This is a genomic window from Parafannyhessea umbonata (assembly GCF_900111255.1).
Taxonomy (GTDB): domain Bacteria; phylum Actinomycetota; class Coriobacteriia; order Coriobacteriales; family Atopobiaceae; genus Olsenella_J; species Olsenella_J umbonata_A.
In genome coordinates this window covers 98,894-124,844 of the sequence record NZ_FOGP01000001.1, presented here as the reverse complement: position 1 = coordinate 124,844, position 25,951 = coordinate 98,894, and the positions used below count along the sequence as shown (strand labels likewise).

Sequence of the window (25,951 nt, the reverse complement as noted above, 5' to 3'; positions counted from 1 at the left end):
GGGATGGACGGCCAACGGTTCGCGAGGGCGCCTAAGCGCTCTTCATCACGACGTAGCGCACGACACCGGCAGCCCTGTCGCAGGCGTCAAGCACGCCCTCCATGCGGTCGAACACGCGCAGCCAGGTGACGGAAGTGCGGCCGTTCTCCTCGTCGCGGAACAGGCGCCTCACGGCGGTCGCGTAGACGGCATCGCCCTCGTCCTCGATTGTCGAGATGTCATGGGCCAGCTCCATCACCGTTAGGTCCTTCTTGTAGTTGGGCAGCGCGTATACCATCTGATGCACCTTCTCTACGCAGCGCGTGGTGAGCCCCGCAAGCTGGAGTGCCTCGTCGCGCATGTCCTGGATGTTGAAGAGGTCTAAGCGCAGCACGACGCCGTTCATGTCGTCCACGATGTCGTCCAGCTTGAGGGTGAGCTCCGATATGTCCTCGCGCTCGATGGGCGTGATGAACGAGGCGTAGAGCTCCTTCATGATGCGCTTCACCTTGTGGTCGCACTCGCTCTCGTACACCTTCATCTGGGGGATGCGCGCGAACGTCTCGGGATAGTCGTGGATGATGCGCTCGTACTCGTTCGAAGCCTCGACGATGTGGTCGGCAAACTCTTTGAGCAGGGTATAGAAGATGTCCTCTTTCTTGATTCGTGCCATACTTGACCTCCGATGGAAGACGGGACGTCGGGGAAACTAGAAGACGAGAAGGAAGAGCTTCGCCAGCGCGAAGCCGATGACTCCACAGCCGGGGAACGTGAACAGCCAGGTATAGACCATCTCCTTGGCAACGCCCCAGTTGACCGAGCGCACGTTCTTCGCGGCACCCGCACCCATGATGGCTGCGGTCTTGGCGTGGGTCGTCGAGACGGGAAGGCCCGTGAGCGTCGCGACAAGAAGCGATATCGTCGCGCTGACGGAGGCCGAGAACCCCTGGTACTTCTCGAGCTGCACCATCTCGGTTCCGACCTTCTTGATGATGCGCTTGCCGCCCACGCCTGTTCCGATGGCCATGGTGGCCGCGCACAGAATCTCGATCCACAGGGGGAAGCCACCCATTTCGGCGACGCTCATGTCTGCGGAGAGGGCGATTGCAAGCATGGCCGTCGACATGAACTTCTGGCCATCCTGGGCGCCGTGCATGAGCGCGACGAAGGCCGAGCCTACCACCTGGAGCTTGCCGAACGCCTCGTCCGCCGCGAGGCGGTTCGCGTTCTTGCATGCGACCTGGATGATCCGGGCAAAAAGCCAGCCGGCGCCAAAGCCCATCAGGGTCGAGAGCACCAGACCGTAGACGACCTTCATCCACTCGCCCATGTTCACGCCCTCAAGCCCACCATGGACGGCGAGCGCGGCGCCGGTCAGGCCGGCAATCAGGGCGTGGCTCTCACTGGTGGGAATGCCGAAGGCCCAGGCGCCCAGGCCCCAGACGACGATGCCTACCGTGGCAGCGGCGAGGGCGATCATCGCGGCATGCGAGTCGCCTCCAAAGTCGACCATGCCGCTCATGGTGTCGGCCACCGCGGTCGAGATCGCGGTCATGGCCACGAGACCGATGAAGTTCATGGCAACGCTCATGGCGATGGCAGCATTAACACTAATGGACCTTGTGCCCACGGACTCGGCAATGGCATTGGCGGCGTCCGTGGCTCCGTTGACGAAGATGGTCCCCAGGACGAGGACGATGACAACCGTCAGAAACGGGTTCACTGAGAGCATCTGCAGAAATCCTGCAAGGGTGATCAAGGCTCCCCCCTTCGGAATGTGCGCGAAAACGTACACATCACTCTTGTACCCGTCGCGCGGCAAGACAAAAGCACTATTTCGCTCTGCGCTCGGCTCTAGGGACAAACAAACGCCATCTCCTTGCGACGCATCCCTCGAAGAGGCGCTCTCTGTAGATAAGAAACGGGGAGAAGGACCTGTGTCCTTCTCCCCGACCTTGTGCCGGTGCAACGAGTCCGCGTCAGTCAGACGAACGCGATTCGCCAAAGATGGCGGACCTCCGACGGAAGGTGCTAGTGCCCCTTGATGGAGTTGAGGAACTCCTTGGCTCGATTGGATTGGGGGTTGTCGAAGAACTCGTCTGGGTCTCCCTGCTCGATGATGGTGCCGTCCGCCATGAAGACCACGCGGTTGGCGACGCTGCGGGCAAACCTCATCTCATGCGTGACGACGACCATGGTCATGCCCTCCTGCGCGAGCTCGACCATGACATCCAGGACCTCGTTGATCATCTCGGGATCGAGGGCCGAGGTCGGCTCGTCGAAGAGCATCGCCTTGGGGTGCATGGCGAGCGAGCGGGCGATGGCCACACGCTGCTGCTGGCCACCGGAGAGCTGGGCGGGGACCTTGTTGGCCTGCTCGGCGACACCCACGCGACGCAGGAGCTCCATGGCCTCCGCCTCGGCCTGGGCCTTAGGGGTGTGAAGGACCTCGATGGGGCCCATGGTCACGTTCTGCAGGATGGTCTTGTGCGCAAAGAGGTTGAACGACTGGAACACCATGCCGACCTCGGAGCGCAGCTTGGCAAGCTCCTTGCCCTCCTCGGGCAGGAGCTCGCCGTCGATACGGATGGAGCCCGAGTCGATGGTCTCGAGCCTGTTGATGGTGCGGCAGAGCGTCGACTTTCCCGAACCCGAGGGGCCGATGAGGACGACGACCTCGCCCTTCTGGACGGACAGGTTGATGTCCTTAAGGACGTGAAGCTTGCCAAAGTGCTTCTCTACGTGAGAGAGCTCGATGATCGGGCGCATGCCCTGGGCCTCGTTAGACATGTCTCTCCATTCTGGGGCCCTAGATGGGCTCTTCCTCGGTACGTGCGATAACCTTGGCGCCCGAACGACGGGCGACGGCAACAGAAGCCTGGTTGATCGCGTAGTTGATTAGGATGTAGATGATGGCGACCACGAAGTAGGTGGAGACCAAAGCATCGTAGTTGGTGATGAGGACGCGCGCGTTCTGCAGCATGTCGGGGAAGCTCACGACGTAGGCGACCGTGGTGTCCTTCACGACAACCACCAGCTGCGAGATGAGCGAGGGAATGACGAAGCGGATGGCCTGCGGCAGGATGATCTTGCGCATGACCTTGCCCTCGCTCATGCCCAGCGAGAGCGCCGCCTCGCGCTGGCCCTTGGGAACCGCGTTGACGCCCGCGCGAAAGACCTCGGCAAGGACGCCGGAGGCCGTCAGCGAGATGGGCAGCGCGAGCATCCAGAACGCAGGCATCTTGATGCCGTAGCTCGGGATGACGAGGAAGAAGAAGTAGATCAGAAGAAGGCTCGGGATGCCGCGGAAGAAGTTGACGACCACGCGGAAAATGGCCGACCCGACCTTGTTCCTGCTGATGCGCCCCAGCATGAACAGCACGCCCAGCACCAGCGAGATGGCTCCCGCAGTGAGCGCAACCTGGAACGTGCCCAGAAGGCCCTGTCCGAGGTAGCGCCAGGTCGATACCTTGGTGAAGAACGACCAGTACTTCGGCGAAAGCTGACCCGTGACGTAGAAGCGCCACGCAATGAATACGAAGAGCGCGGCGACGGCGATGGATGCCACGATGGTTCCCACGAGGATGCGACGTCTGGTCTTGGGACCCGGCTCCTCGTAGAGCGCGTCGCGCATGGAGATGACGTTTGCGCTCATCGCAGAATCCTCACTCTCTTGTCAATCTGGTTGCCGACGATGCCGATGGCAAACGCGGTGCCCGCGTAGCCGATGGCGGAAATGAAGAACGCCAGGATGCCACCGACGGAGCGCGTATTGATGTACGAGACCAACCCGGTGAGCTCGGGAGGATCAAGGGGAACCTGCGAGCCCAAAGCCGTGGTGAGCATGACGGCAATCAGAAGGTTGGTCATGGGAAGGACCGCAGAGCGCAGTGCCTGCGGGATGACGACCTGCCTGAGGATCTGCCCGAACGAGAGGCCGAGCGAACGAGCGGCCTCGACCTGTCCCACGCCGATGGTGTTGATGCCCGACATGAAGTTCTCGGAGCCAAAGGCCGACGCAACGAGTGTCGTGGTGAGAATGACGCAGACGCCATAGTCTAGAACGACCTTAAGGTGCGGAAGCGCATACACGCAGATGATCAGAAGAGAGACGCCGGGGATGTTTCTGAAGATCTGGACGTAGAGGTCGCCCAACTTACGCAGCGGCTTGATTGGCGAGACGCGTGCGACGGTTACCAGCAGGGCGAGCAGCATGGCGCCCGCGAACGCGATGGCGGTCATGCGCCACGTCACAAGCAGTGCCTGGACGTACATGTCGCCATATGTGGAGAGAAGCTCCTGGAGCCCCATTTTCACCTCCCGGGGAAAGAGGGACCCCCGTGCCGTACGTACGGGGGTCCCCAGGGTTGCACGCTATGTACGATAACTTCAAAAGCTTATGCGATGCTGCAAGAAAGTCTCAATGGAACAACAACGTAACCAAGAGGCTGGCTTGCACGCGAAAAGTCGACCTTATGCGCCAATCGCGGGAGGCTCGGGAGCCGACTCGAGGTTGGTTCGGTCGCCAATGGCAATCTTCCAGAGCTTGGCCCAGGTGCCGTCATCCTCGACCTGCTTCAGGAAGTCGTTGACGAAGTCGACGCCATCGGAGTCCTTGGGCAGGCCGACGCCATAGGGATCCTCGGGACCAAAGGGGTCACCGACGATCTTGTACTTGCCCGGGTTCTTGACGATGGCACCCATCTGCATCGTCTGGTCGATGACGTAGGCGTCGACGCGACCCTGCTCGAGTGCGGAGCGCGCCTCCTCGTCAGTGCTGAACTCCTGGGTCTTAGCCTCAGGGGCGTACTCGGCCACGATCTCGGGTCCGGTCGAGCCGGACTGGACGGCGACGCTCTTGCCGGCGAGGTCATCGAGACCCTTGATGTCGTCGTTGCCCTCTGCGACAAGAATCGCCTGCTGCGAGCTGTAGTACGGACCAGCGAAGGAGATGACCTCCTTGCGCTTGTCGTTGATGGAGTAGGTCGCGAAGACAGCGTCGACGGTGTCGTTGGTGAGGACGGACTCGCGCGTGTCCGAGGTGACCTTGGTCAGCTCGAACTTCTTCTCGTCGCCCAGGATGTAGCGGGTCAGAAGCTGGTAGAGGCCAGCGTCGAAGCCACGAAGCGTGTTGTCGTCGGCGTTGCGAAGCGAGAAGAGCGTAGAGGTCTCGACGCCACCGACGCGCAGGGTGCCGGCAGCCTTGACCTTGGCCGCCCACTCGCTTGCGTTGATCGTCGCGTCGTCCGCGACCTTGCCCTCCGCAACCAGCTTGTCAAATGCCGCGGCGTCGATGTCGCTGGAGGAGGCGTCAGACTTGGCGCCGTCGGAGTCATCGGGCGCGGGGGCGCTGGTGTCGCAGGCGGCGAGGCCCAAAGCAGCAACGCTGCCGAGGCCCAGGGTGATGGCCTGGCGCCTATTGAGGACGATCTTCTCGAGCGGGTTGTAAGACATGGCTATCCCTTTCCCTGGAACGATAGGTCTGTATGCTCGTTTGGATGAATCCTACCCAATTGCTCGCAATACGTAGTCAGAAGAACCCGACTATTTTCCTCGAGCGAAATAATGCGCAGGCCCCTACCGGCTTTCTCCCTCGAACGGGAGCCCCGTCCGCGTTCTTGCCCGTGTGAGTATGTACCCAAGGTCGCGCGGGGAGTCGTACAGGTATCCCTGCATGCGATCGATGCCCATGGCGCGCAGACGGTCGGCCTGTTCCCGCTGCTCGACCCCCTCGGAAAGGGCCTCAATTCCAAGGTCGTGGGCCATGTTGATAGAGTTCTGAAGGATGGCCAGGTTCTTCTCGCTCGAAAAGTCCTCGAGGACGAAGCTCATGTCGAGCTTTATCAAGTCAAAGTCGAACTTACGCAGAATCTCGAGGGAGGAGAAGCCCGAGCCAAAGTCATCCATCCACACGCTGAAGCCCGCGTCGTGGAAGCGCTTGATGGCCTCGCCCATAGCCTCTTCGTCTGCGGCGAGCGCGGACTCGGTAACCTCAATGACCAGCAGGCGCCGATCGATACCGTAGCGATCGCAAAGCTCGGACACGGCCTCAACCATGTCGCATTCCTCAAAGTCGTAGCGCGAGAGGTTGATCGACACCGGGATCAGGCTCGTGCCGGCGGCACGGCAGACGGCGAAGTCCTTCAGCACACGCTCCACGACATAAAGGTCAAGCCGATAGATAAGGCGTGCCCGCTCGAGGACCGGAACGAACACGCCGGGAGACATGAAGCCGTAGCGCTCGTCATCCCAACGCGAGAGGGCCTCCTCGCAACAGACTCGCTCGGTCTTCGCGCGTATGATTGGCTGATAGTAGACCTTGATCCTCTCGTCCCGTATTGCCTCCGCAAGATGTTCGCACAGGTACACGCCCTTCTGGAACGACCGGGCACTCTGGACCAGGGAGGGTTCCGCCGAGCCCTTGAGGAAGATTGCCAGGTTGTTCTCACCCTCGTCCTTGGCGACTTCGACCGCTCGCTCGCACCGCTCGACAACCTCTTTGAAGGACGTGTCGGAAGACGTGACGCACGAGGCGCCCGCCGAGACGGTTAGGTCGTTCTCGAACCCAAGGACGTCACTGGGGATGTCCGAGATTGCCTTCTGGATGTGAGCGAACACCTCATGTGCCTGCTCGGGCACATCTTCATGTAGAACGAAGAAGAACAGATCGGCATCGTAGTGCGCAAAGCAGTCGTCGTTGCGCAGGAGCTTCGAGCAGGCAGTCGAGACCTCGTTGAGAATGATGTCGTGGGACTTGCTCCCGTGATGCAGGTGCCCGTGGAAGTCATCGATATCCATCAGCATGATAAGCGCGGGCCGCTCTCCCCTACGGCAGCGCTCGAGGTCCTGGTCCAGCGCCCTCTCGAGGTAGCGGCGCGAGTTCGCGCCTGTGGCCGCGTCGATCGCCAAGAGGCGCTGCATGTTCTGCATGAGCGAGCGAGACTTCGCGCGGTCGTTGTAGAACAGCACCAGAAGGGCTGCCACGACGACGAAGTACACGGCCAGAAGGACAACGATCAAAACATCGACCCGCAGCGGCCCCATATAGGCGGCGCCCTCGTTCACCTCCCCCTCGATGTCCTCGTAGTAGGAGCCCATCGAGATGATCCAGCCGTAGTCGCGATACAGCTTCGAGTAGGTGATCTTACGCGCGGGCTGGCCGTCCTGCGGACGCTGGAAGTAGTACGAGCTGAACAGCTCCCCGTGCTCCTTTATGCCCTCGAGCTCGGTCAGGTAGGGCGTGTCCCCCACGGCGTCGGTCATGTTTGTCGAGAGGAGCATGCCCTCCGTGTCGGAAAGGTAGGGGTGGATGAGGCGTATGGCGTAGCCGTCTCCCCCATCGAAGTTGACCACCGCATTGACCCAGATGTAGCTCTGATCGTCGAACACGTAGCGATGCAGACGATCGTGGAGGCTGCCTGCCAGCAGGCGCTCGGCCGTCTTGCGTGAGAGGCCGAAGACTAGCATGTAGTCACCGCGGCGGAAGTCAAGGCAGACCTCAAACTCCCGATGCAGGCCGTCAACGGACGAATAGCCGTCCGAAAGAACCTTGTCCTCGTCGCAGAGGACCTGTCCCGTCTTAAGGTCGACCACGACATGCGATACGTTCACATCTGAGTCGCGTCCAAAGAAGCCGTTCACCGTGTCACAGAACGTCTGCTGGTCGGGCGAATCGGCCATGGCGGCATCGAGCCCATGGCTCATGCCCGAGAGAATCTGCAAATAGTAGGCATTGCGAGTTTCTCGCTCGTTATCGATGTCGCGAATGACGTTGTTGACCGTCTCTTTCAGAAAGCTCTTCTGAAGGGTGACGGCATTGTTCGAGATCTGCATCATGTGGGAGTTCTCGAACCAGAAGCATAGTGCGAGGAAGGCCGCGGTGAGCATGAGCACCACAGACAGAATGCGGTACTTGTGCCTGACCAGCATCCCCATGACGTCACCCACCAACGACGCAAGAGAGGGCATCAGATAGTGCAGTAAATTGAATTATATGAGCCAAAGGGCACATTGGCTACCACATTTGTCCACGCGGTCGCATTATTCTGCGAGTCGTTTTCGGCAGACGGCAACCGGTTGCCTACACTGTATGTCGCAGCCAAGAAGAGACGGCGAAAGGCGAGCCGAAGATGACAACGAGACCGACGGATTCATACGACCGAGGCAGGATCTCGGCGTTCGCCGCAATGGTGACGGCCACGGTCGAGCTGGGATTTCCCGAAGAGCTCGCGCAGGTGATGGCCGGCGAGCTCAGGAGCGAGGAAGCCATGCGCAAGATGTGCGCCTACCTCAGGCAGGCGCGCCCCACGAACCCGGCAGACATAGCCGACGAGATGCTCGCCATAACGCAAGTGCGCGACGCTTGGGTTCAGAAGCAGGTCAGCGAACATGCAAACGCCTCGATGACCCGTTTCTACAACCGTCCCGATCGCTTTTCTGACCAGGGGTAGCGGACGACTCGGACAGGCGCCCAATCCCCCGACACGCCAAGACGCCGAGAAGCGCCCAAACAAAAAGACCCCGGAGCGCAAGCGCTCCGGGGTCTCTGCAGTAAGTCATTCGGAATGAAGCGCCATAGGTCAGACGCCCTTCGATGTGGCCAGGCTACGAGCGGAAGGTGATCTTGTCCTTCCCCATCGACTCGATCATTGCCAGGGACTCGACGCGGAAGCCCTCGGAGCGCAGCTCGTCACCCGCGCCGCCAAAGCACTTCTCAATCTGAATGGCAGCGCCGACCTTGGTGGCGCCCGCCTGGTCGCACAGGTCCATAAGGCCGCGCATGGCCTTGCCCCTAGCGAGGAAGTCGTCGACCAGAAGGACGCGGTCGTCCGCCGTAAGGTAGTCACGGCTGATCATCACGGAGTAGTCCGTGTTGTGGGTAAACGAATGGACGACGGTCGAGTAGACGCCGCCGTCCAGGTTGCTCGTCTTGTGCTTCTTGGCAAACACTACGGGCACGCCCATAGCCATGCCGACGGCAACGGCGATGGCAATGCCGCTCGCCTCAATAGTCATGACCTTGTTGACGCCACAGTCCTTGTAGATGTCGGCGATCTCCTGAGCCATCTCTTGGAGGAGGTCGGTATCGATCTCCTGGTTCAGAAAGCTGCCGACCTTAAGAATTTCGTCAGAGAGGACCTGTGCATCGCTCAGAATGCGCTCTTCTAGCTTCTTCAAAATGGACTCCGTCGCCGAGGTGACCTACAGGTGCGTCAAAACTATCGGGCATCAAACATACAGCCATGCCGACTAGTTAATAAGGACAACTATCGCACCGTTTCATTTCCGAAAAGATTAGGTTACTGCAGAACAAAAAAAGTCCACGTCAAATCGACGAAGAGTACCTCCGGTGCGCCAAGAGGACTACCCCCGTGTCATGCGAATGCCGAAAGAAGGCCCTCGTAGTTGATAACGGCGCCCTTCGCCCCCGAAGGATCAAGAGCCTGGGCGACCCGGGTGGCCAGAGGCGGCTTTACGAACCCCTCCATCAGCAGGTCCGGTCTCGAGAACACCTCGGCTGGCGTTCCGCTCATCAAGATTGCCCCACGCTTCATGACGATAATCCTGCTCGCGTACTGGGCAAAATGGTTCCCACGCTCTGGATCGCCTGTCCGGGCCAGAACGCCGAGACGGGACCAAGCGACACCGCCATGCTTCCAAACGCACCGACCACGACGCCGACGCCAGAGAAGAGGGCCATCATGACGAAATGTGCGAGCCCGGGCTTGCGAACCTCGCCCTTCTCCATCACCCAGACGCTCTTCTTGTCTTCCGTGGGAATGGTTCCGCCCATTCCAACTGCTGCGCTGCCCATATGACGACCTCCTCGCAAGCAAATCCTGACAATTTGTTCCATCACGACCAGGTGCCATACGTCATGTCGTGATGCTTGTTTTTTATGTTGGGATGCGCGCGTTTCGGCCTCATGTCCTCATGTCGCATGGGCCGTTAATAGAGGAGCACCATATCAAGTCGTTATGCGCTCGGACTCGCAAACTGACCAGGGGCGCAGCGATTGCCCGCACGACGCATGCCTGATACGGTCGACAGGAATCGTGCTCGCTCGCAAAGAAAAAGGCCGGGACACGATGTGTCCCGGCCTGAGGTCAACACTGGAGCCAGCAATCAGACTTGAACTGATGACCCCCGCTTTACGAGAGCGGTGCTCTACCAACTGAGCTATGCTGGCGACTCCAACTGCTTGCGCAGCGGAATAGATATTAATCGAAGTCGTTCCCTCACTCAAGCAAAAGTTGGCATCTTCTTTAATATCTTCCACATACGCCGCTCGGACTCCTGCGATTGGCTCGATCGCAAGTACGGCGCAGCCGTTCCCTACAGCATGTGGATGATACCCCGGACTAGCCGCTCGAAGTCATCCGCCTTTGCGGCGGCCTTCTGAAGGACCTCCTCGTGAGTGACCGTGTCGGCACCGCTCTCGTTGGCGGCCAGGGTCAGGCCAAGCACGTTCATGCCCAACGCGCGAGCCATGATGACCTCGTTCGCCGTCGACATGCCGACGTACGAGACACCCATCACGCGCATCATGTTGGCCTCTGCCTTGGTCTCGAACGTCGGTCCAAGCACGCCACAATAGACGCCCTCGTCGATCTCTATCCCCAGATCGTCCGCAACGCCTCGCGCGACAGCGCGCAGATAGGGCGCATAGGCATCCGTCATGTCGACGAAGGGGCTGTCGACCTCTCGGACCTCGTCCCAGTCCGCAAGGGGATTGACGCCCGTGAGGTTGATCTGGTCGGCCAGGATTCCGAGGCCCGCCTTGGCGTTCCCGGCGATGTAGCCCGTTGCGCAGCTGAAGATGATGTCCCTGCAGCCGAGCGAATGCGCGTGACGCACCAGGGACGTGACCTCGGAAGCAGAGTAGCCTTGGTAAAGGTGAGGGCGCCCAGGATAAACCACTACGGGAACGTCGTCGATGGTGCCTATGGTCGCCTCGAACTTGTGCCCGGGAACCGGTCGCGCATCCCGCGGGAAGCCCTTGATGTCATGATAGTCAATGCGGCGCACGGGCTTGACCAGAGAGGCCAGCTGTCCCAATCCCGTTCCCAGCACGATGGCAATAGGATGCTCGACGGAAGGCTTGCAGCTCTTAACGATGTCCTCGGTTACCACGCAGACCCCCTCATTCTCAAGGAGACGGGCAAAGACACCCTCCCCCTTGGTCAACTGTCCTGTATAGGTCCCATCGTAGATGACATGTACCCCGCACGAGGGACTTTTCGCCTTGAGGACGGCAAGTCGGGCGCCAGAGGCCCGAGCCTTGAGGAGCGACCTCTGGGATCCAGCCTCGAACTCCCGTGTGACGTCGGTGCCACCCTTGAGCCACACGCGCCCGTCACGCTGCTCCGCGGGCGGTCGCGGCACGGGAAGGCCGCTGGCAAGCTCGGGGCAGACGCCGACCACGTCCACCTTCTGACATAGCTCCTGCACGGCATCGACCGGCTTGGCTCCCCCATCGTAGCGACACGCCGTTCCTCGCAGGCACTCGCTGACAATCACTCGCATTGGCTACCTCCACACGTAAGAAAAGGGGCGGGACACGTGGTCCCGCCCCATGATAGGCACCGGTTATCGCTCAGGCCATTGCCTAGGCAACGAGCGAGGAGAGCGTGACGTTGCCGTTGCAGAGGAGGCCGTTGACGAAGTCGGTCCACTCGCTGGAAACGGCAGACTGCGTCGTGGAGTACTGCTGGTAGGCAACATAGTAGGCGGCCTGTGCGGCAGCGTAGGACGCGGAGTCGTTGGTGATCGTGTAACTCGAGAGCGCGGAGGCGTAGACGCCGTCCGTCGACTTCCAGGTGTTGTTCTGGGCATCCCACTCGTCGCCGGCGAGATCGATGATGTACTTGGCGTAATCGGCAGACGTGGCCTCGGTGTTGCCGTCAGCGGGCTGCGTGGGAGCGGTAGGCGCAGTGGCGCTCTGCGTGGTGACCACCTGGTCGCGAAGGGCCTTCATCGTGGCGGAGTCCCTGATGAGGCTCTTGACGGTATCGGAGTCCATGTTGTAGCTGGACGCGATGCTGTCGAAGTCGCTGGAGCCAAGGGTCTCCTCGGCGTAGGCCGCGACGTCGTCGTCAGAAACGTTGATGCCGCGGTTCTCGGCCTCCTTCATCACGATCTCGTTGCGGACGTAGGAGAGCGCGTTGTCGGCCGAGGGAATCTTGTACGTTCCATCATCGTTTTTGGAGGCCTCGAGCGTGGAGGAGGCATTGATGACGTCGCGAATGGAGACCGAGGTGGTCTGGCCGTTGTAGGTGTAGGTTGCGATGGTGGTGTCGAGCTCACCCTCGGAGACGGAGGTCCTGCCGCTCAGCGCGGAACCCGAGCCGCCGCCAAACGCAAAGTGGCCGATGAGCCCACCCGCGATGGCGCAGACCAGGGCGATGACGACCCAGATAGGCGTGGAGAGGCCGGAGCGCATCTTGACCGGCTTGGGCTTGGACTTCGAGGCCTCGGCCTGCTTGCGCTCGCGGTTCTTCTTGCTCCTCTTCTCCTTCTTCTTGGGCTGATCCTTCTTGGAGTCATCATCCTTCTTGGAAGGCGACTCCTCCTTGGTCGAATCAGCCTCGACGGAGGACTGCTCGTCCTTCTCATCGATAGAAGCGTCCTGGTCGACGGTCTCGACCTCGTTCGTCTCGAGCTCGTCGTTATCGGGAGTGTTGGGCTCCGCCATGATACCTACCTCCAAATGTCCTGCCCTGCAAGACATACGCTTACTCACTAACACATGCTGAAAAAATGCTACTACAAACGATGCGGGCACGACCTGCGCGGCGGTAAGTGCCACGAGGAACGGTCATCGCTTAACAGGTTCTGAACCTACCCCGACGGCCAGACGCTACTCCGCGAGGGCCGCGATAATCTCCGCGGAGAAGCCCTTGACGTATCCGTGTCCGTTCTCCGCGTCGAATGCGACGCGGTCGCGGAGCGCCGAGGCCACGGCGGGCGAGATGGAGCCCTTGGCGAAGTCCAGGAGCGCCACGAGCATGTCGTGGTACTCGGGGTCGCCGTGGTAGCACTGAATCGCCTCGTCGAGCAGCGGCCAGACCTTGTCCGCGTTCTCGGGCGAGGAGGCACCAAGGCGCGCGAGGAACTTGAAGGCAGACAGGCGCACCGCGGCGGAGCTGTCGTCAAACAGCGATGCCTCCGCACCGTCGAAGGCCTCCGCGACCTTGTCGCTGTCTACCGCAGCCATGAGAGTGAGGGTGTCGAGCACCTGCCAACGGGTCTGGGCCTCGGGACGCTCGAGCGCCTCGAGCAGATCGTCGGTGTAGTCAAGAAGCTGGTCGGGGCTGGCCGCGGCAATCGCCGCGACAAGTCGCGCCGCCTCCTGGCGACGACGGCGGTTGGAGCCCGCAAGCTGGTCCATAAGCGCGGAGAGCGCCTGCTCTTCCCTGTTGCTGTCTTCTGCCATGTCGTTCCTTTCTCAGTGCTATTCGCAGAAACCGTCCACCATGACGGTTCCGCTCTTGGGGTCCTGGTGGATGTCGATAAAACCAAGCTTGGATGCCTCGCGCAGGAGCATCGAGAACGAGCGGTAGCCATAGCTCCTCTCGCTGAACTGCGGACGCTTGCGCTTCATGGTGTCCTTCAGGCGCGATGCCAGGATCGCGGAGTCGCTCTCGCCCTGGAGGGCGTCAATAGTCTCGAACAGGAGCTTGTAGCAAGGGTGCTTGTCCTTGGACACCTTGGGCGAGAAGTCCGGCACGCCGCCGGCGGAAACGATGTCCTCGTAGAAGATGAACTCGTCGCAGACCTCGGTCAGAAGCGAGCTCGTGGCCTGCTTCATGCCCACGCCGATGACCGTCTTGCCAAACTCCTTGAGCTTGGCAACGAGCGGCGAGAAGTCCGAGTCCCCCGAGAGAATCGCGAAGGTGTCGATGTGCTCCTTTGTGAGCGCCATCTCCATCGCGTCGACCGAGAGGCGGATGTCGGCCGAGTTCTTGCCGGTAAACGCCCTGTCGGGGATCTCGATTAGCTCGATTCCGAGCTCGTGCAGGGGCGTGATGGCGTCATCGAAGCGCTGCCAGTCGCAATACGCGCGCTTCGCGGCGATCCTCCCCTTGTCAACCAGACGCTCGAGGATGCGCTTCACGTCCGGCCTGGGACCAGGCTCCTGGTGGCCGTTCCTCTTCCTCTTGCCCGTTCCCAGGGCAAGGTTCTCATAGTCAATTAGGACCGCAAGGGAGCTTTGGCTGTTCTCGCTCATGCGCCCCTCCTATTCTCCTTTGTTCGCGTCATCCGCATCATCTTGGACGCTGATGATCTCAGGCTCGGGAGTGCCGTCGCGACGCGCGCGGCGAACGGCTTCGGCGTTGGCGTTGCCCGCGCGCCTGACCTGGTCCTTGTTGACCCTGAAGAAGGTGTCGTGGAACTTCCAGGGACCGACGCTCTCGCCGAAGTCCATCTTGAGCGCCGCGATGGCCCCAGCCATGCCACCAACGGGAATGCCCGCGAGCATGATCCAGCCCGTTGCGGAGACGATTGCAGATACAACGACGCCAACCCCAATGATCTTGAGGTTGGCAGTCCAATATTCCTTCTTGGTCACGCACGAGCGAGCCAGCTCGCCACCAATTCGCACGCCAAGGATGATGCCAAAGAGCAAGAGGAGAATTGCGACGATTGCCATCGAGAAAGCGACCAAGTCTACTCCTCCCCGTGATGGTGATGGTGACAGTGGTGGTGCTCGTGCGCGTCATCGGCCGCAGGCTCGATAAGGGACCAGTCAAGCCCCGCCGCGGCCGCCTCGGCCTCGTCCTCGTAGAGGACGGAGATGGCCTGGGTGCCCAGACGCTTTCCGCCGATCTGGCACAGCACGTCATACAGGTTGAACGCGGTCTCTGCGCCGGGGAGCTTCAGGTCGAGGTCCTCGGCGTGGCGCAGCGCGAGCGCGATGTCCTTGCGCATGTGCTCGGACAGGAAGCCCGGTCGGAAGTCGCCCTCCACGGACTTGGGCGCCAGGCGCTCCATCGCCACCGAGCCGCCCATGCCGTCGCACATCACGTCGACGATCTGGTCAAGGTCAAGGCCGGACTGCTTCGCCAGCGCAAGCGCGTCGGCGTAGCCGACCATACAGGAGGCCAGGGAGACCTGGTTGCAGAGCTTGGCCGCCTGGCCGTCGCCAGCCTTGCCGAAGTAGTAGATCTTGGACGAGAAGGACTCGAGCAAAGGCCTGAGGATCGCCGTCGTCTGCTCGTCGGCGCCGACCATGAGGGTCAGCGTGCCGTCCTGTGCACCCGACTGGCCGCCGGTGACGGGGCAGTCGAACGAGTGCTTGTCCATGACCTCGGCCGCGTCATGGAGCTCACGTGCAAGCTCGGGCGCGCTGGTGGTCAGGTCGACGAGCCACGCGCCCTTCTTGCTGCCCTCGAGCAGGCCGTTCTTGCCGAAGTAGACCTCCTCGACGTCATCGGGAAAGCCTAGCATGGTGAAGACGACGTCGGCCTTGGCCGCAGCCGCCGCGGGAGAATCGGCCCACGCGGCACCCTTCTCGATGAGATGCTCGGCCCTCTCCTTGCTTCGGTTGTAGACGGTCAGCGAATAGCCGGCCTCCATGATGTGCTCGCAGATGGGGGCACCCATGATGCCGGTGCCGATGAACGCAACGTCATGCACGCGCACTACTGCCATAAGATCAAGTCCTTTTCTGCTAGTCGCGCTACTCGCCGCGCTTGACCTTGCGGGCGATGCGGTCGGTCAGAGAGATCTTCTCGCGACGGTCGACGCCCCAGAACACGAGGGCGACCATGCCGGGGCCCACGTGGGAGCCCAGGATGGGCGAAACGGTGCTGCGGATGATTGCAACGTCCTCGCAGCCCTTCTCCTTGCGGACCTCGCGCTCAAGCCAGTCCGCGTCCTTCTCGGCATCCGTCGAGACGATGGCAAGGGGAAGCGAGGGGTCATGAGCGTAGTTGTCGCGGAAGTCCTGCATGATGGCCTTGAGCGCCTTCTTGCGGCCGCGGCACATGCCACGCAGCGTCAGCGCGCCGTTGAGGTCGTACGAGAGCTCGGGCTTGATGTCGAGCTTGCCGCCCACGGTCGCCGCCGCGGGAGGAATGCGCCCGCCCGCCGCGAGCGCGTCGAAGCTGTCCAGGGTGAAGTAGCCGTGGATGAAGTTGCGGGCGTCCTCCGCCCACTCGAACAGCTCCCGCGCGGAAAGGCCGCTCTCGGCCTGGTGGACGACCTCAATCGCCAGAAGCTCGCCGGCGGCGGAGTCAACCTTGTTGTCCAGAACGTAGATCTCAAAGTCCGGGTACTTCTCGCGGATCATCTCCGCAGCCTGGCGCGCCGAGTTGATGGAGGAGGAAAGTCCCTCGGTAAGGCCCATGTAGATGGTCGGGACGCCCTCCTTGGCCGCACGCTCGAACACGTCGAAGTAGCGACCGGGAGTGACGGCGCAGGTGGTGTAGTGCTCGTCCGGGTTCTTGCGCATGTGCTCGTAGAACTCATGCGGATCGGACGTCTGCCACATGTCGTCCACCTTCTCGCCCTCGGGCGTGACGTAGGTGAACGGGATGACCTCGACGCCGAGCTGACGAACGACCTCGGGGGCGTAGTCAGCGGTGGAGTCGACGATGATCTTTACATTGCTCTTCTGATGATAGGCGCGGCCGGCGCCACTGGCGCCGGCCGAAACCTGAGACTCATCAGTTGTGGGATTGCCTTGACCCATTAACTGTCCTTAATGTGCTTTAAGCCTCGTCCTCGAACTCGAACTTGGGCTTGATGATTCCGTAACCCCCATTATGACGGTGATAGATTACGTTGATGAGACCAGTGGCCGCATTTTCGAAAACATAGAAATCGTGACCGAGCAGGTCGGTCTGGACCAGGGCCTCCTCCTCGCTCATGGGCCTGAGGTCGACGAACTTCTCGCGGACGAGGGCGTCGTCCTCGTCGTCAATCAGCTCGGCCAGGTCCGCGACGGGCTCAAGGGAGATTCTGACGTCCTCGCGAGCGGAGTGGTGCTTGTGGTCGATGATGCGCGTCTTGTACTTGCGGAGCTGGCGACTGACCTTGATGGCGGCGGTGTCGATTGCGCCGTACATGTCGTTGTCGGAGGCCTCGACGCGAACGACATTGTCGCGAACGTAGACGGTGACCTCGCACTTCTTGCGGTCGGGATCAGTGCGCTTTCTGTCAACACGCAGAACCACGTCGCAGGACATAGGCTTGATGTCAAATACCTTAAGGGCTTCGCCGATCTTCTCGTTCACATGCTCGCGCATGGAATCGGTAACCGAGACCTTACGCCCTGAGATCTTGATGTCTACCATAGGTTCCTCCTAAACTCGCGTTTTCCTCCGTTAGGAGCTGCGCGTTCTTCTCATACCCATTCTCTTGCCACTAAATCATTCTTCCTTTCGACGAATGGCGAACATTTTAATGGGAGAGAAGTGCTAGCGACTTAGATGATGGCCGCGTTCGAGCCAGCGGTCGAGCCGTCGCCGGGATTGTCCGCGTCAGTCGCATCCGCGGGCTGCGCCTCCTCCTGCTGCTTGGCAGGAATGTCCTTGATCTGCTGGTCAGAGGTGATGGTGGTCATTCCGCCAACCCACCTGCAGCGGATGACGTCGACCTGGCCGTTCGACTGGATGGCAGAGAGCGCCTCGGAGACCGCGCTCTGGAGCGACTCGTTGCTCGACGACACGGCGACGCCCTGCACGACGGGCTCGTCGAGGGTGCCGCAGAAACTGATGCCGTTGAAGTGGGCCGAGAGATATGCACCCGAGTAGGCGTCGCACAGCACGTAGTCGACGTTGCCGGCCGCGAGCGCGTCGAAGGCCTTGTTCAGGTTGTCGAAGGTCTTCTCCTGAACCACCAGGCCAGTGTCCTGAAGCGCCTTCTGGGAGACCGATCCGCCCTGGATGCCGACGACCTTGGAGGACAGGTCGTCGACCTTAACGACGCCGTCATTCCCCTTGCGGAAGAACGCGGTGGTCGACTCCGCATAGGAGCCGACCACCTTCACGTCCCCGTCACTGCTGTCGCTCATGTCCATGACGATGTCGCAAGTCTGCCCGAGCGACTTGCTTGCACTGGTAACCTGCACGAACTTGACCTTGAGGCCAAGCTGGTCGGCCAGGGCCGAAGCGACGTCGACGTCCATGCCCATGACGGCATCGTCGTCGCCGGTGATGCAGAACGGCGCGGTCGTGCGTGACGTGCGCAGACCTACCGTGAGGTAGCCATCCTCGACCAGCGATGACGAGTCGACCTTTGCAGAGAGGGATTCGGTCTGTTGGACCTTTGCCTGCTCGACCGAGGGGGTCTGTGTGACAAATGGAACGTCACATGCCGAAAGACCGAGCGTGAGCGCTGCCGCTGAAGCTGCGAGTAGGGTGACGCGGGCGCCGTTTATTCTCATGCTGTCTACCTTCACTCTTATGCGTATAGAGCGTCTTATCCAGCTGACCTGGTATTTGACCCCACACTCGCACACTGGGACGGTCGCTTCGGGGCTACACGGCCCCCCACTACTGGCCCTCTCGCCCGTGAGGCCGTATGCCTCAAGAGTTGCGGGCGGTGCGTCTTACTTCTAGGACGAGCCATGCTCGCTCGGGCGCGCACGCCCGAACTTACGTGGATCCTTTTGGCCTCGTCTGCCATGAACTAGGAGGAGATCACCTCCGCAACCACAGACCTGGATAAGACTTGCTGCAAGTATACCAAGTTGGAAGCACCTGCGCTCTCACCATACGCGAGCGAGGGCGCAGGCCGTGACCGACCTCGCGCCGCGTCCCAGAAGGCTTCGGGCGCACTCGCGCACGCTCGAGCCCGTCGTGACGACATCGTCAACCAACAGCAGGTCAAGACCGCACACGTCGTCGATCACCTCGACGGTGCCCGCAAGGTTTCGCGTCCTTTCCTCTCGCCCAAGTTCGCGCTGGTCGCGTGCCTTACCACGCACGAGGATATCGGCAAGTGGCAGGCCGAGCTCGCGGGCGAGGACACGAGAGACGCCCTCCATGTGGTCGAATCCCCTCCTGGCATAGGCGATCTTCGTCGCCGGCACGAAGCAGAGCGCATCGGCGCCCTCTGCCGAGAAGCGCGGCTCCCCGTCTGGGGCGGCCCATGCGGAGGCCTCGTCCAGCGCGCATGCCATAGCCGCCGCTATGATGGGGGCCAGGCGCTTCTCGCCATGGTCCTTGTAGATTGCGACCATGCGCGCGGCCGTCCCGCAAAACGAAAGCGCGCAGACGGTGGCGCGTGTCTCCCACGCGCCATCGCACTCCGTGCAGGTGAGCCAGCCGAAGGGTGCCCCGCATACGGGGCAGGCCCAGCGTTGGTCGATCCATTCCAGGGAGTCGCGGCATTCTGCGCACAGGAGCTCGCCGGGAAGGTCACAGCCCACGCAGCGCGTCGGGTACAGCAGCTCGAGCATGTCGTTGCCAAGACGTCCGGCCATCTGGCCAAAGCTGCGCATGATGTCCCTCAAGCCTGCGATGGGGGTCGCTGGTTAGTGGAGTTCTACCCAGCGCGTGGAGCGGCTAACGGCGCGGCTCGAAGAAGTCGCGGGCGTTTCTCCACAGCGCGTCATAGGTAGCCTGACGCGTGTGGCCGGCCTCCGCCCTCACATCGGCCAGACGGCCCGCGCTGAATGCGACCATGGCCGGCTCGCACTCTTCGCCGCGTAGCGGCACGGGCGCCATATAAGGAGAGTCGGTCTCGACGAACAGGAGCTCGGAGGGACACTCCGCCGCGGCAAGACGGATGTCTTCGGAGCGATTGAAGGTCATGGCGCCGCCAAAGGCGATGTGGCAGCCTAGGTCCACGAAGGGCCTCATGACCTCGGGCCCCTGCGTGAAGCAGTGTAGGTCGCAGCCCCGTCGGGGAACGCCCTCCTCCTCGAGCACGCGGGCCACCAGGACATGTGCCTGGCAGGACTCGTCCTCGGGGTTGTCGCGCACGTGCAGCTCGACGGGCAGGTCGAGCTCGTGGGCGCGGCGCAGCTGGATGCGCAGCGCGCGCTCCTGAACGTCCGCGGGAAGCTCGTTGTAGGGACCGAAGTCGACGCCAATCTCTCCCACGCCCACGCAGAGCGGGCTGGCAAGAAGGGCGTCCATGCGGGACAGGGCCTCGTCCGTGAGCTCGGCCGCCCCATAGGGATGGGCGCCCGCTACGAGACGGACGTTTTCGACCAGGGGCGCGACCTTGCCAAACGCGCCCTCGTCGAACGTGGGGGGCACGAGGCCCCGCTCCGCGCAGCGCTCGATGCGACGGGACGCCTCGTCAACCTGGCGTGCGAGCCAGTCCAGAAACGCCGGGGCGTCCTCGAACTTGCGCGGGAACTCGTCGACGGGATCGATGGGCACCACCAGCATGCGAACGCCCGCGAGGGCGGCGCGGCAGATGGCAATCGACGCGTCATGCTTGCGAAAGCTCGTCAGGTGGCCATGCGTGTCCGCAAGGGGCGCGAGGGGCTGGGGCAACTCGATGGCGCGACCCTTGCGGTTGTGGAACAGCACGCCGTCATCGAGCGTAAGGGCATCGTGGTTGACGCACTCCTGGGCCATGCTAGCGCCCCTCGGGAAGCTCGAGCCGGGCCGCAAGCGTGATAAAGTCGGAGAGCTCGAGCGCCTCCGCGCGAGCCGTGGGAGAAACGCCCGCCCTCTCGAAGGCCGCGTCGAGCGCAGCCTTGTCGAAGCCGCTCGAGGCCATGGAATTGCGGATGGTCTTGCGCTTCTGGGCGAACGCGGCATCGATCACCGCAGCTGCGTGCGCAAGGCGCTCGGGCGAGAGGACCTCGCCGGTCTGTGGGTCGACGGCCGGCCTGCGGTCAATGCGCACCACGGCGGAGTCGACGTGGGGAGGCGGCATGAAATTGCCCGGCCCCACCTCGAAGCGGCCGGTCACCTCGCCGTAGAGAGCGAGCTTTGCGGTGTACGCGCCAAAGGCACGCGTGCCGGGACGCGCCGCAATGCGATTGGCGACCTCGGCCTGGACCATGACCACCTCACGACTGAGCGAGGGAATGGTCTGCAGGCTGCGCAGGATGATGGTGGCCGCCACCTGATACGGTAGGTTCGAGACGAGCTTGGTTGGAGCCGGATCGAGGCCCTCTATCTCGAGACCCAAGACGGCCTCGGCCAGGCGCTGGCCATCGACCTTGAGCGCGTCGCCCATGATCAGGGCGAAGCGCTCGGAGTCCTTGGCGCAGGTCTCGGCGAGCACCGGCTCGAGGGTTCGGTCCGCCTCGACGGAGCAGACCGCCCCCGCGAGCGGGAGCATGGCGACGGTCAGGGTCCCAACGCCGGGTCCGACCTCGAAGACCACGTCCTTCTCGCCCAACTGGGCAAGGTCGAGGATATTCCCGATGACGTCGTCGTTCACCAGGAAGTTCTGTCCAAGGCGATGCTTGGTGTACAGGCCGAAGTCCTCCAAGACCGCCTTGGTCTCGCGAACGTTGGCGAGCCAGGAGTGTGCCATGCGCCCTACCGCCTTTCGTCGCCGCTATTTCTTCTGGGAAGCGAGCCGCGGGAAGAGCGCTTCGCCCTTGGTTACGTCAACACCGCCCTTGAGCTGGCCCCACTCGCAGACGCCCGCAAGGTCGTCCGTTGCGGCCTCTTCCTCGAGGCTCATGCGACGCAGGACCTCGACCGAGGTCTCGGGCATGATGGGGGCAAGCAGGTGCGCGCAGATTCGAATGGACTCGAGCAGATTGACGATGATGTCCCGAAGCTCGCCGGCACGGGCGGGATCCTTCGCGACCGCCCAGGGCGCGGAATCCTCGATGTAGTGGTTCGCCGCGTGAACGAGCTCCATGACGACGTCCTTGGCGCCGACGTAGTCGAGGGAGTCCATGCACTTGGCATAGCGGCCCTCGATGCCCAGGGCGATGGCGCGCAGCGGGTTGTCACGCTGCTCCCAGCCCTCGTCGAGCTCGGGGGTCTTGCCGTCGAAGTACTTGGCGCTCATGTTGAGGGCGCGACTGACCAGGTTGCCCCAGCTGTTGGCCAGGTCGGCGTTGTAGACCTGCTCCATACGCTCGAAGCTGATGGCCGAGTCCTCGCCGTGGGTAACGTCGGTCATGAAGTAGTAGCGGTAGCCCTCGACGCCCAGAAGGTCGATGACGTCCTGGGGAGCGATGGCGTTGCCGCGCGACTTGGACATCTTCTCGGCCTTGCCGGTCTCGCTGTTGCGGACCGTCAGGAAGCCGTGCGCAAAGACGTGGGAGGGAAGGGCCTCGCCAATGGCCATGAGCATTGCCGGCCAGATAACGCAGTGGAAGCGGATGATGTCCTTGCCGACCACGTGGTACTGCGCGGGCCAGCGACGGGCGAGCTCGGCCTTGGCCTCGTCGCTGTCGTCGCCGTAGCCCACGGCGGTCATGTAGTTGAGCAGTGCGTCGAACCAGACGTAGGTGACGTGCTTGCCGTCAAACGGAACGGGGATGCCCCAGTCGAAGCTGGTGCGCGAGACGGAAAGGTCCTGCAGGCCACCCTCGACGAAGCTGCGAACCTCGTTCATGCGGAAGGCGGGCTGGACGAAGTCGGGGTGCTCGTCGTAGAACTTGAGCAGCTTGTCCTGGAACGCGGAGAGCTTGAAGAAGTAGGACTCCTCCTGGACGCGCTCGAGGGGACGGCCGCAGTCGGGGCAGAGGTGCTGCCCCACGGTCTCGTTCGCCTCGTCGGACTTGCGGACCTGGTTCTCGGTGAAGTAGGTCTCCTCAGGCACGCAGTACCAGCCATCGTAGCTGCCCTTGTACAGGTAGCCCGACTCCTTCATGCGCTCCCACAGGTACTGAACAGCCTTGTACTGGCGCTGCTGCGTGGTGCGGATGAAGTCGTCGTTCGAGATCTCGATCTGCTTCCACAGGTCCTTGAAGAGCGGCTCCTGACTGTCGCACCACTCCTGCGGCTTCATGCCGTGGGAGGCGCCGGCCTCCTCGACCTTCTGGCCATGCTCGTCCATGCCCGTGAGGAACTTCACGTCATAGCCGGCGGCGCGACGGTAGCGCGCCTGCACGTCGCACAGCATGGTGCAGTACGCAGTTCCCAGGTGGGGCGCGGCGTTGACGTAGTAGATGGGCGTGGTGATGTAGAACGAGGGCTTGTCGGCCATGGTGCGTATCTCCTAATGACGGATTTTTGGGAAGGTGCGCAGCGCACACGAATGCAGATTATACAGCGGACAACAGGCCGATGTTCGATGCACCACCCAACAAGCCTAACGTGCAAATCGCGACCACAGCCACTCCGCAGCCTGGTCCACGACCTGCCAGTATCGATCGCCGGTAAAGCCGTGGCCTCCTCCAGGAATGACGCGAAGCTCACACTGGGGCAGAAGCGACGCCGCGCGCTCGGAATAGGACAGAGGCACCACCTCGTCGGAGTCCCCGTGGAATATAAGCACGTCCCCAGGAAAGGCGGGTGCGTGCTCGAAGAAGTCGTAGTCGTAGCAGGACCTGAGGAAGTCACCGCTCACGTTCATCTTCATGACGCGATAGGATTCGGGAATGAGCTCGCGCCTGGGACAGGCCGCGTGCACCGAATCGTAGAGGTTGAATGCCGGGTAGAGAAGGACGCACCCTCGGATCAGGTCCGCGTTCGCACGTGCGGCCATGAACGTCACCGCTGCGCCGAGGCTCGATCCGCAGAGGAACACGTTGTTGGCGTCCACAAACGGCTCGCGTGAGAGCTCCCAGGCAACAGACTCGAGGTCATGCTGCTCGGTGAAAAGCGACATGTTGTCCTGCCAGTCGCTTCTGCTGTAGTTTCCGCCCCCGCAGAAGTCGAAGACATAGGTCACCATGCCGCGCCCTGCCGCGGTCCGCGCGTAGGCTTCCATGTCTCCGTGGTTCGTGCTCAAACCGTGAGAGAAGATGGCCGTAGGACGCGGCCGACCCCCCTCCCACCCCTCGGGAAGGAACAGCTTCCCGTAGATGCTCTTATCCTCGCGCCTGCACCAGTACTCTCGCTCCTCGAAACCCATTCCATGCCCCCGTAAGGTAGTCCCGTACACCCCGTCATTGTGCTCATAGCATCATTTGACACGATACAGCTTATGTCAGCAACGTTGCCATTGGCATACGAACCCGCAAATAGCTGGGGTCATGGGATGCACTCGGTGGGCTCAGTGCCTGCCGCTTCGATTCAATCGTCCCATTCTGCGGCTGTTTTTGTACGGGGCCGTTGGCTCGCAGAAGTCGCACTCGTCCTCCAGGCGGCGAATTCCCTCGTCTCGCGTCGGCTTGCGCGCGTCGCGCCTCCTTAGCCTGAGCACGAAGTAAACCCCACGCCATCGGCTCGAACACGAAGAGCGTGAACAGAACGAGAGGCCACGAGTCGGCTGCGCTCGTGCCAATCACCCCCTGGAAACGGCAAAACGGCCTAGGTCCCCACGTCTGCTATTGTCCATCCTTATCCAGACAACAAAATGCATCAGCCGTGAGAGAAGAGCAAATAGGCGAGAAAGGCGCCCGACGGCGCGACAGGCGATTATACAGCAGCAGGCAGGCGCCCCACCCCAGCCCCCGCGCCCTGCGACGTTTCTGCAAACGCGCCACCACGCAGCCGAGAAGAGCCTGCCCCGCGCCCGCACCTCACCGGGCAAGGCACGTCCGCCTCCGCCGCAACGCCAGGCTCACGCAGCCACCTCCGCGCCCTCCACGTGGTCTACGATGGTGATCCACGCCAAGAAGACTACGCCCAACCGACCAGCATCGAGCGCGACCGGCACCGCGACCTCCGTCGCGACCGCAGCCACGAGGAGCACCATGGACCAGATCGACAACGCAACCCTCTCGCAGGCCGGCGACGTCGCCCGCGGCCTGCTCGACCTCCTGGCCACGGCCACGCTCGTCACGCTCGCCGTCGCCGCGCTCGTTGCCGTCGCCATCCTGCTCAACCGCCTCGCCCGCAGGCGCCTCGTCGAGCGCCTGCCGCACCCCGCCTCGCGCAGATGCGCGGCCTCAACGAGCGCTACCGCCAGGCCCTCGGCCCCGATGTCGACGCCCTCGCGCACCTCAGGCAGCACGTCGCGCTTCCCAGCAAGGACGCCTTCGACCGCTATGACCCCACGGCAAGCCTGAGCGCCTACCTGACCGACAGCGCGCCCTCGCTCGCCGCCGTCCCAGCAGAGACCTGGCGCGCCTACGCAGCCGAGGCCCGCGCCATCATCGACAGCACGCCACACCCGTCCGTCCCGTGGCACCTCCTCTGGAACGCCGATGCCCCGCATGAGCAGGCCACCAGCCAACTGCGCGAGGCCGAACTCGTGCACATCACCTGGGCCTGGTCCTACGTCTCCCCCAAGGGGCGTAACCGCTACATCGCCAACCGCGTCTTCGGCGCGCAGGACGTCTACGAGGCCCTCGTCGAAAGCGAGGAGCGCGCCCGCCACGAGGCATCGCGCGAGCACCAGCGCGCGCTCATGACGCCGAGCCTGCGCTTCGACATCCTCAAGCGCGACGGCTACCGCTGCCAGATCTGCGGGCGCACCGCCGCCGAGGGCGCCAGGCTCGAGGTCGACCACAAGGTGCCCGTCGCAGCTGGCGGCCTCACCGTGCCCGAGAACCTCTGGACCCTCTGCCACGACTGCAACAACGGCAAGTCCGCGAAAGAGCTCTAGCCCCGCGCCCTACCGTATCTGCTTCTCGAACCGGAACATACCCTCCGGGAACTGCCCGTCCCCCTGCGAGTCGACCATATCCGGGTCGTTCGGGTCGGGGTGGTGACTCATCCCCGCATGTGCGGGGAGCACCGCTTGTTGTGCGCATGCTCTTTGGCGCGGCCGGGATCATCCCCGCAAGTGCGGGGAGCACTGGACCTTGAAAAACGGATAGCGTCGCCGATTGGGATCATTCCCGCATGTGCGGGGAGCACTCGGCGGGAAGGCCGCGCGCCGTGGTAATGCCGGGATCATCCCCGCATGTGCGGGGAGCACTTAAAGGCAGCGGCAAGGTTGCGCACATCGGTGGGATCATCCCCGCATGTGCGGGGAGCAC

The 25,951-nt window shown here is 62.4% G+C and carries 27 protein-coding genes, 1 tRNA gene and 1 CRISPR repeat array; of the genes, 3 read left to right on the top strand and 25 right to left on the bottom strand.

Going from position 1 to position 25,951, the window contains the following annotated elements:
* Positions 1 to 31: 31 nt before the first annotated feature.
* The 7 genes from BMY31_RS00620 to BMY31_RS00590 form a co-directional block, all read right to left on the bottom strand.
* Entirely contained in the window at positions 32 to 652 is a 621-nt protein-coding gene (locus BMY31_RS00620) for a DUF47 domain-containing protein (protein WP_078686354.1), read from the bottom strand.
* Between the two features lie 36 nt (positions 653 to 688).
* Complete coding sequence (locus BMY31_RS00615) at positions 689 to 1,738, bottom strand: inorganic phosphate transporter (RefSeq protein WP_078686353.1); 1,050 nt, start codon at positions 1,736 to 1,738, stop codon at positions 689 to 691.
* A gap of 272 nt (positions 1,739 to 2,010) precedes the next feature.
* A complete protein-coding gene (locus BMY31_RS00610; RefSeq protein ID WP_078686352.1) occupies positions 2,011 to 2,769 on the bottom strand; it encodes an amino acid ABC transporter ATP-binding protein in 759 nt (252 codons plus the stop codon).
* 19 nt (positions 2,770 to 2,788) lie between these two features.
* Positions 2,789 to 3,634 carry an amino acid ABC transporter permease gene (locus BMY31_RS00605; protein WP_091007366.1) on the bottom strand — a complete coding sequence of 282 codons (846 nt, stop codon included), beginning with the start codon at positions 3,632 to 3,634 and terminating at the stop codon, positions 2,789 to 2,791.
* Positions 3,631 to 4,290, bottom strand: a complete 660-nt coding sequence (locus BMY31_RS00600) for an amino acid ABC transporter permease (RefSeq protein ID WP_078686350.1) — start codon at positions 4,288 to 4,290, stop codon at positions 3,631 to 3,633. Before BMY31_RS00600 ends, BMY31_RS00605 begins: the two co-directional genes overlap by 4 nt.
* 162 nt (positions 4,291 to 4,452) lie before the next feature.
* Complete coding sequence (locus BMY31_RS00595) at positions 4,453 to 5,433, bottom strand: glutamate ABC transporter substrate-binding protein (RefSeq protein WP_078686349.1); 981 nt, start codon at positions 5,431 to 5,433, stop codon at positions 4,453 to 4,455.
* 123 nt (positions 5,434 to 5,556) lie between these two features.
* Positions 5,557 to 7,914: a sensor domain-containing phosphodiesterase gene (locus BMY31_RS00590; protein WP_180371314.1), complete on the bottom strand. Its 2,358-nt coding sequence runs from the start codon at positions 7,912 to 7,914 to the stop codon at positions 5,557 to 5,559.
* Between the two features lie 194 nt (positions 7,915 to 8,108).
* On the opposite strand from BMY31_RS00590, the gene BMY31_RS00585 reads away from it, so the two are divergent.
* Complete coding sequence (locus BMY31_RS00585; protein WP_091007361.1) at positions 8,109 to 8,429, top strand: hypothetical protein; 321 nt, start codon at positions 8,109 to 8,111, stop codon at positions 8,427 to 8,429.
* A 154-nt stretch (positions 8,430 to 8,583) separates the two neighbouring features.
* Here BMY31_RS00585 and BMY31_RS00580 read toward each other — a convergent pair whose 3' ends face one another.
* The 18 genes from BMY31_RS00580 to BMY31_RS00495 form a co-directional block, all read right to left on the bottom strand.
* Positions 8,584 to 9,156: a xanthine phosphoribosyltransferase gene (locus BMY31_RS00580; protein WP_078686346.1), complete on the bottom strand. Its 573-nt coding sequence runs from the start codon at positions 9,154 to 9,156 to the stop codon at positions 8,584 to 8,586.
* A gap of 197 nt (positions 9,157 to 9,353) precedes the next feature.
* On the bottom strand, positions 9,354 to 9,533 hold the full coding sequence (locus tag BMY31_RS00575; protein WP_091007359.1) for a hypothetical protein: 180 nt from the start codon (positions 9,531 to 9,533) through the stop codon (positions 9,354 to 9,356).
* Positions 9,530 to 9,793 carry a hypothetical protein gene (locus BMY31_RS00570; RefSeq protein ID WP_091007356.1) on the bottom strand — a complete coding sequence of 88 codons (264 nt, stop codon included), beginning with the start codon at positions 9,791 to 9,793 and terminating at the stop codon, positions 9,530 to 9,532. The genes BMY31_RS00575 and BMY31_RS00570 overlap by 4 nt, the downstream gene beginning before the upstream one ends.
* 299 nt (positions 9,794 to 10,092) lie before the next feature.
* A tRNA-Thr gene (locus BMY31_RS00565) sits at positions 10,093 to 10,168 on the bottom strand.
* Between the two features lie 146 nt (positions 10,169 to 10,314).
* Complete coding sequence (locus BMY31_RS00560; RefSeq protein ID WP_078686341.1) at positions 10,315 to 11,505, bottom strand: purine-nucleoside phosphorylase; 1,191 nt, start codon at positions 11,503 to 11,505, stop codon at positions 10,315 to 10,317.
* An 82-nt stretch (positions 11,506 to 11,587) separates the two neighbouring features.
* Positions 11,588 to 12,673, bottom strand: coding sequence for a hypothetical protein (locus tag BMY31_RS00555; protein WP_257612288.1), 1,086 nt, complete (start codon positions 12,671 to 12,673; stop codon positions 11,588 to 11,590).
* A 165-nt stretch (positions 12,674 to 12,838) separates the two neighbouring features.
* Positions 12,839 to 13,414: a hypothetical protein gene (locus BMY31_RS00550; RefSeq protein ID WP_078686340.1), complete on the bottom strand. Its 576-nt coding sequence runs from the start codon at positions 13,412 to 13,414 to the stop codon at positions 12,839 to 12,841.
* A gap of 18 nt (positions 13,415 to 13,432) precedes the next feature.
* Positions 13,433 to 14,209 carry an NYN domain-containing protein gene (locus tag BMY31_RS00545; protein WP_078686339.1) on the bottom strand — a complete coding sequence of 259 codons (777 nt, stop codon included), beginning with the start codon at positions 14,207 to 14,209 and terminating at the stop codon, positions 13,433 to 13,435.
* Between the two features lie 9 nt (positions 14,210 to 14,218).
* The gene (locus tag BMY31_RS00540) at positions 14,219 to 14,647 is read right to left on the bottom strand and encodes a hypothetical protein (protein WP_234970610.1); all 429 of its coding nucleotides are present in this window, start codon (positions 14,645 to 14,647) and stop codon (positions 14,219 to 14,221) included.
* A 2-nt stretch (positions 14,648 to 14,649) separates the two neighbouring features.
* Entirely contained in the window at positions 14,650 to 15,633 is a 984-nt protein-coding gene (locus tag BMY31_RS00535) for an NAD(P)-dependent oxidoreductase (protein ID WP_091007353.1), read from the bottom strand.
* Positions 15,634 to 15,661: 28 nt separating this feature from the next.
* Positions 15,662 to 16,675, bottom strand: coding sequence for a DegV family protein (locus tag BMY31_RS00530; RefSeq protein WP_078686337.1), 1,014 nt, complete (start codon positions 16,673 to 16,675; stop codon positions 15,662 to 15,664).
* A gap of 19 nt (positions 16,676 to 16,694) precedes the next feature.
* On the bottom strand, positions 16,695 to 17,279 hold the full coding sequence (hpf, locus tag BMY31_RS00525) for a ribosome hibernation-promoting factor, HPF/YfiA family (RefSeq protein WP_078686336.1): 585 nt from the start codon (positions 17,277 to 17,279) through the stop codon (positions 16,695 to 16,697).
* A gap of 131 nt (positions 17,280 to 17,410) precedes the next feature.
* Entirely contained in the window at positions 17,411 to 18,370 is a 960-nt protein-coding gene (locus BMY31_RS00520) for a substrate-binding periplasmic protein (RefSeq protein WP_078686335.1), read from the bottom strand.
* 324 nt (positions 18,371 to 18,694) lie between these two features.
* On the bottom strand, positions 18,695 to 19,429 hold the full coding sequence (locus BMY31_RS00515; RefSeq protein WP_091007351.1) for a ComF family protein: 735 nt from the start codon (positions 19,427 to 19,429) through the stop codon (positions 18,695 to 18,697).
* 64 nt (positions 19,430 to 19,493) lie between these two features.
* Positions 19,494 to 20,519, bottom strand: a complete 1,026-nt coding sequence (locus BMY31_RS00510; protein ID WP_091007348.1) for a TatD family hydrolase — start codon at positions 20,517 to 20,519, stop codon at positions 19,494 to 19,496.
* A 1-nt stretch (position 20,520) separates the two neighbouring features.
* Positions 20,521 to 21,432: a 16S rRNA (adenine(1518)-N(6)/adenine(1519)-N(6))-dimethyltransferase RsmA gene (gene rsmA / locus BMY31_RS00505; protein ID WP_091007345.1), complete on the bottom strand. Its 912-nt coding sequence runs from the start codon at positions 21,430 to 21,432 to the stop codon at positions 20,521 to 20,523.
* A gap of 24 nt (positions 21,433 to 21,456) precedes the next feature.
* Positions 21,457 to 23,067, bottom strand: a complete 1,611-nt coding sequence (metG, locus tag BMY31_RS00500) for a methionine--tRNA ligase (RefSeq protein ID WP_091007342.1) — start codon at positions 23,065 to 23,067, stop codon at positions 21,457 to 21,459.
* Positions 23,068 to 23,172: 105 nt separating this feature from the next.
* Positions 23,173 to 23,937 (bottom strand): alpha/beta hydrolase family protein, encoded by a 765-nt coding sequence (locus BMY31_RS00495; protein WP_078686330.1) that lies wholly within the window; start codon positions 23,935 to 23,937, stop codon positions 23,173 to 23,175.
* Positions 23,938 to 24,625: 688 nt separating this feature from the next.
* Between BMY31_RS00495 and BMY31_RS08895 the strand changes: the two genes are divergently transcribed.
* Both BMY31_RS08895 and BMY31_RS08890 read left to right on the top strand, forming a co-directional pair.
* Positions 24,626 to 25,036: a hypothetical protein gene (locus BMY31_RS08895; protein WP_257612285.1), complete on the top strand. Its 411-nt coding sequence runs from the start codon at positions 24,626 to 24,628 to the stop codon at positions 25,034 to 25,036.
* A gap of 341 nt (positions 25,037 to 25,377) precedes the next feature.
* The gene (locus BMY31_RS08890; RefSeq protein ID WP_257612359.1) at positions 25,378 to 25,575 is read left to right on the top strand and encodes an HNH endonuclease; all 198 of its coding nucleotides are present in this window, start codon (positions 25,378 to 25,380) and stop codon (positions 25,573 to 25,575) included.
* A 103-nt stretch (positions 25,576 to 25,678) separates the two neighbouring features.
* A CRISPR array of direct repeats spans positions 25,679 to 25,951; the repeat unit is 29 nt; unit sequence GGGATCATCCCCGCATGTGCGGGGAGCAC.

What these genes read in the sequence shown, in the direction of transcription:
- BMY31_RS00585 (WP_091007361.1), top strand. Translation starts at nt 8,109, where the DNA reads ATGACAACGAGACCGACGGATTCATACGACCGAGGCAGGATCTCGGCG.
- BMY31_RS00605 (WP_091007366.1), bottom strand. Translation starts at nt 3,634, where the DNA reads ATGAGCGCAAACGTCATCTCCATGCGCGACGCGCTCTACGAGGAGCCG.
- BMY31_RS08895 (WP_257612285.1), top strand. Translation starts at nt 24,626, where the DNA reads ATGGTGATCCACGCCAAGAAGACTACGCCCAACCGACCAGCATCGAGC.
- BMY31_RS00570 (WP_091007356.1), bottom strand. Translation starts at nt 9,793, where the DNA reads ATGGGCAGCGCAGCAGTTGGAATGGGCGGAACCATTCCCACGGAAGAC.
- BMY31_RS00495 (WP_078686330.1), bottom strand. Translation starts at nt 23,937, where the DNA reads ATGGGTTTCGAGGAGCGAGAGTACTGGTGCAGGCGCGAGGATAAGAGC.
- BMY31_RS00610 (WP_078686352.1), bottom strand. Translation starts at nt 2,769, where the DNA reads ATGTCTAACGAGGCCCAGGGCATGCGCCCGATCATCGAGCTCTCTCAC.
- rsmA (WP_091007345.1), bottom strand. Translation starts at nt 21,432, where the DNA reads ATGGCACACTCCTGGCTCGCCAACGTTCGCGAGACCAAGGCGGTCTTG.
- BMY31_RS00550 (WP_078686340.1), bottom strand. Translation starts at nt 13,414, where the DNA reads ATGGCAGAAGACAGCAACAGGGAAGAGCAGGCGCTCTCCGCGCTTATG.
- BMY31_RS00600 (WP_078686350.1), bottom strand. Translation starts at nt 4,290, where the DNA reads ATGGGGCTCCAGGAGCTTCTCTCCACATATGGCGACATGTACGTCCAG.
- BMY31_RS00555 (WP_257612288.1), bottom strand. Translation starts at nt 12,673, where the DNA reads ATGGCGGAGCCCAACACTCCCGATAACGACGAGCTCGAGACGAACGAG.
- BMY31_RS00590 (WP_180371314.1), bottom strand. Translation starts at nt 7,914, where the DNA reads ATGGGGATGCTGGTCAGGCACAAGTACCGCATTCTGTCTGTGGTGCTC.
- metG (WP_091007342.1), bottom strand. Translation starts at nt 23,067, where the DNA reads ATGGCCGACAAGCCCTCGTTCTACATCACCACGCCCATCTACTACGTC.
- hpf (WP_078686336.1), bottom strand. Translation starts at nt 17,279, where the DNA reads ATGGTAGACATCAAGATCTCAGGGCGTAAGGTCTCGGTTACCGATTCC.
- BMY31_RS00545 (WP_078686339.1), bottom strand. Translation starts at nt 14,209, where the DNA reads ATGAGCGAGAACAGCCAAAGCTCCCTTGCGGTCCTAATTGACTATGAG.
- BMY31_RS00510 (WP_091007348.1), bottom strand. Translation starts at nt 20,519, where the DNA reads ATGGCCCAGGAGTGCGTCAACCACGATGCCCTTACGCTCGATGACGGC.
- BMY31_RS08890 (WP_257612359.1), top strand. Translation starts at nt 25,378, where the DNA reads ATGACGCCGAGCCTGCGCTTCGACATCCTCAAGCGCGACGGCTACCGC.
- BMY31_RS00620 (WP_078686354.1), bottom strand. Translation starts at nt 652, where the DNA reads ATGGCACGAATCAAGAAAGAGGACATCTTCTATACCCTGCTCAAAGAG.
- BMY31_RS00595 (WP_078686349.1), bottom strand. Translation starts at nt 5,433, where the DNA reads ATGTCTTACAACCCGCTCGAGAAGATCGTCCTCAATAGGCGCCAGGCC.
- BMY31_RS00530 (WP_078686337.1), bottom strand. Translation starts at nt 16,675, where the DNA reads ATGGGTCAAGGCAATCCCACAACTGATGAGTCTCAGGTTTCGGCCGGC.
- BMY31_RS00575 (WP_091007359.1), bottom strand. Translation starts at nt 9,533, where the DNA reads ATGAAGCGTGGGGCAATCTTGATGAGCGGAACGCCAGCCGAGGTGTTC.
- BMY31_RS00560 (WP_078686341.1), bottom strand. Translation starts at nt 11,505, where the DNA reads ATGCGAGTGATTGTCAGCGAGTGCCTGCGAGGAACGGCGTGTCGCTAC.
- BMY31_RS00515 (WP_091007351.1), bottom strand. Translation starts at nt 19,429, where the DNA reads ATGCGCAGCTTTGGCCAGATGGCCGGACGTCTTGGCAACGACATGCTC.
- BMY31_RS00535 (WP_091007353.1), bottom strand. Translation starts at nt 15,633, where the DNA reads ATGGCAGTAGTGCGCGTGCATGACGTTGCGTTCATCGGCACCGGCATC.
- BMY31_RS00520 (WP_078686335.1), bottom strand. Translation starts at nt 18,370, where the DNA reads ATGAGAATAAACGGCGCCCGCGTCACCCTACTCGCAGCTTCAGCGGCA.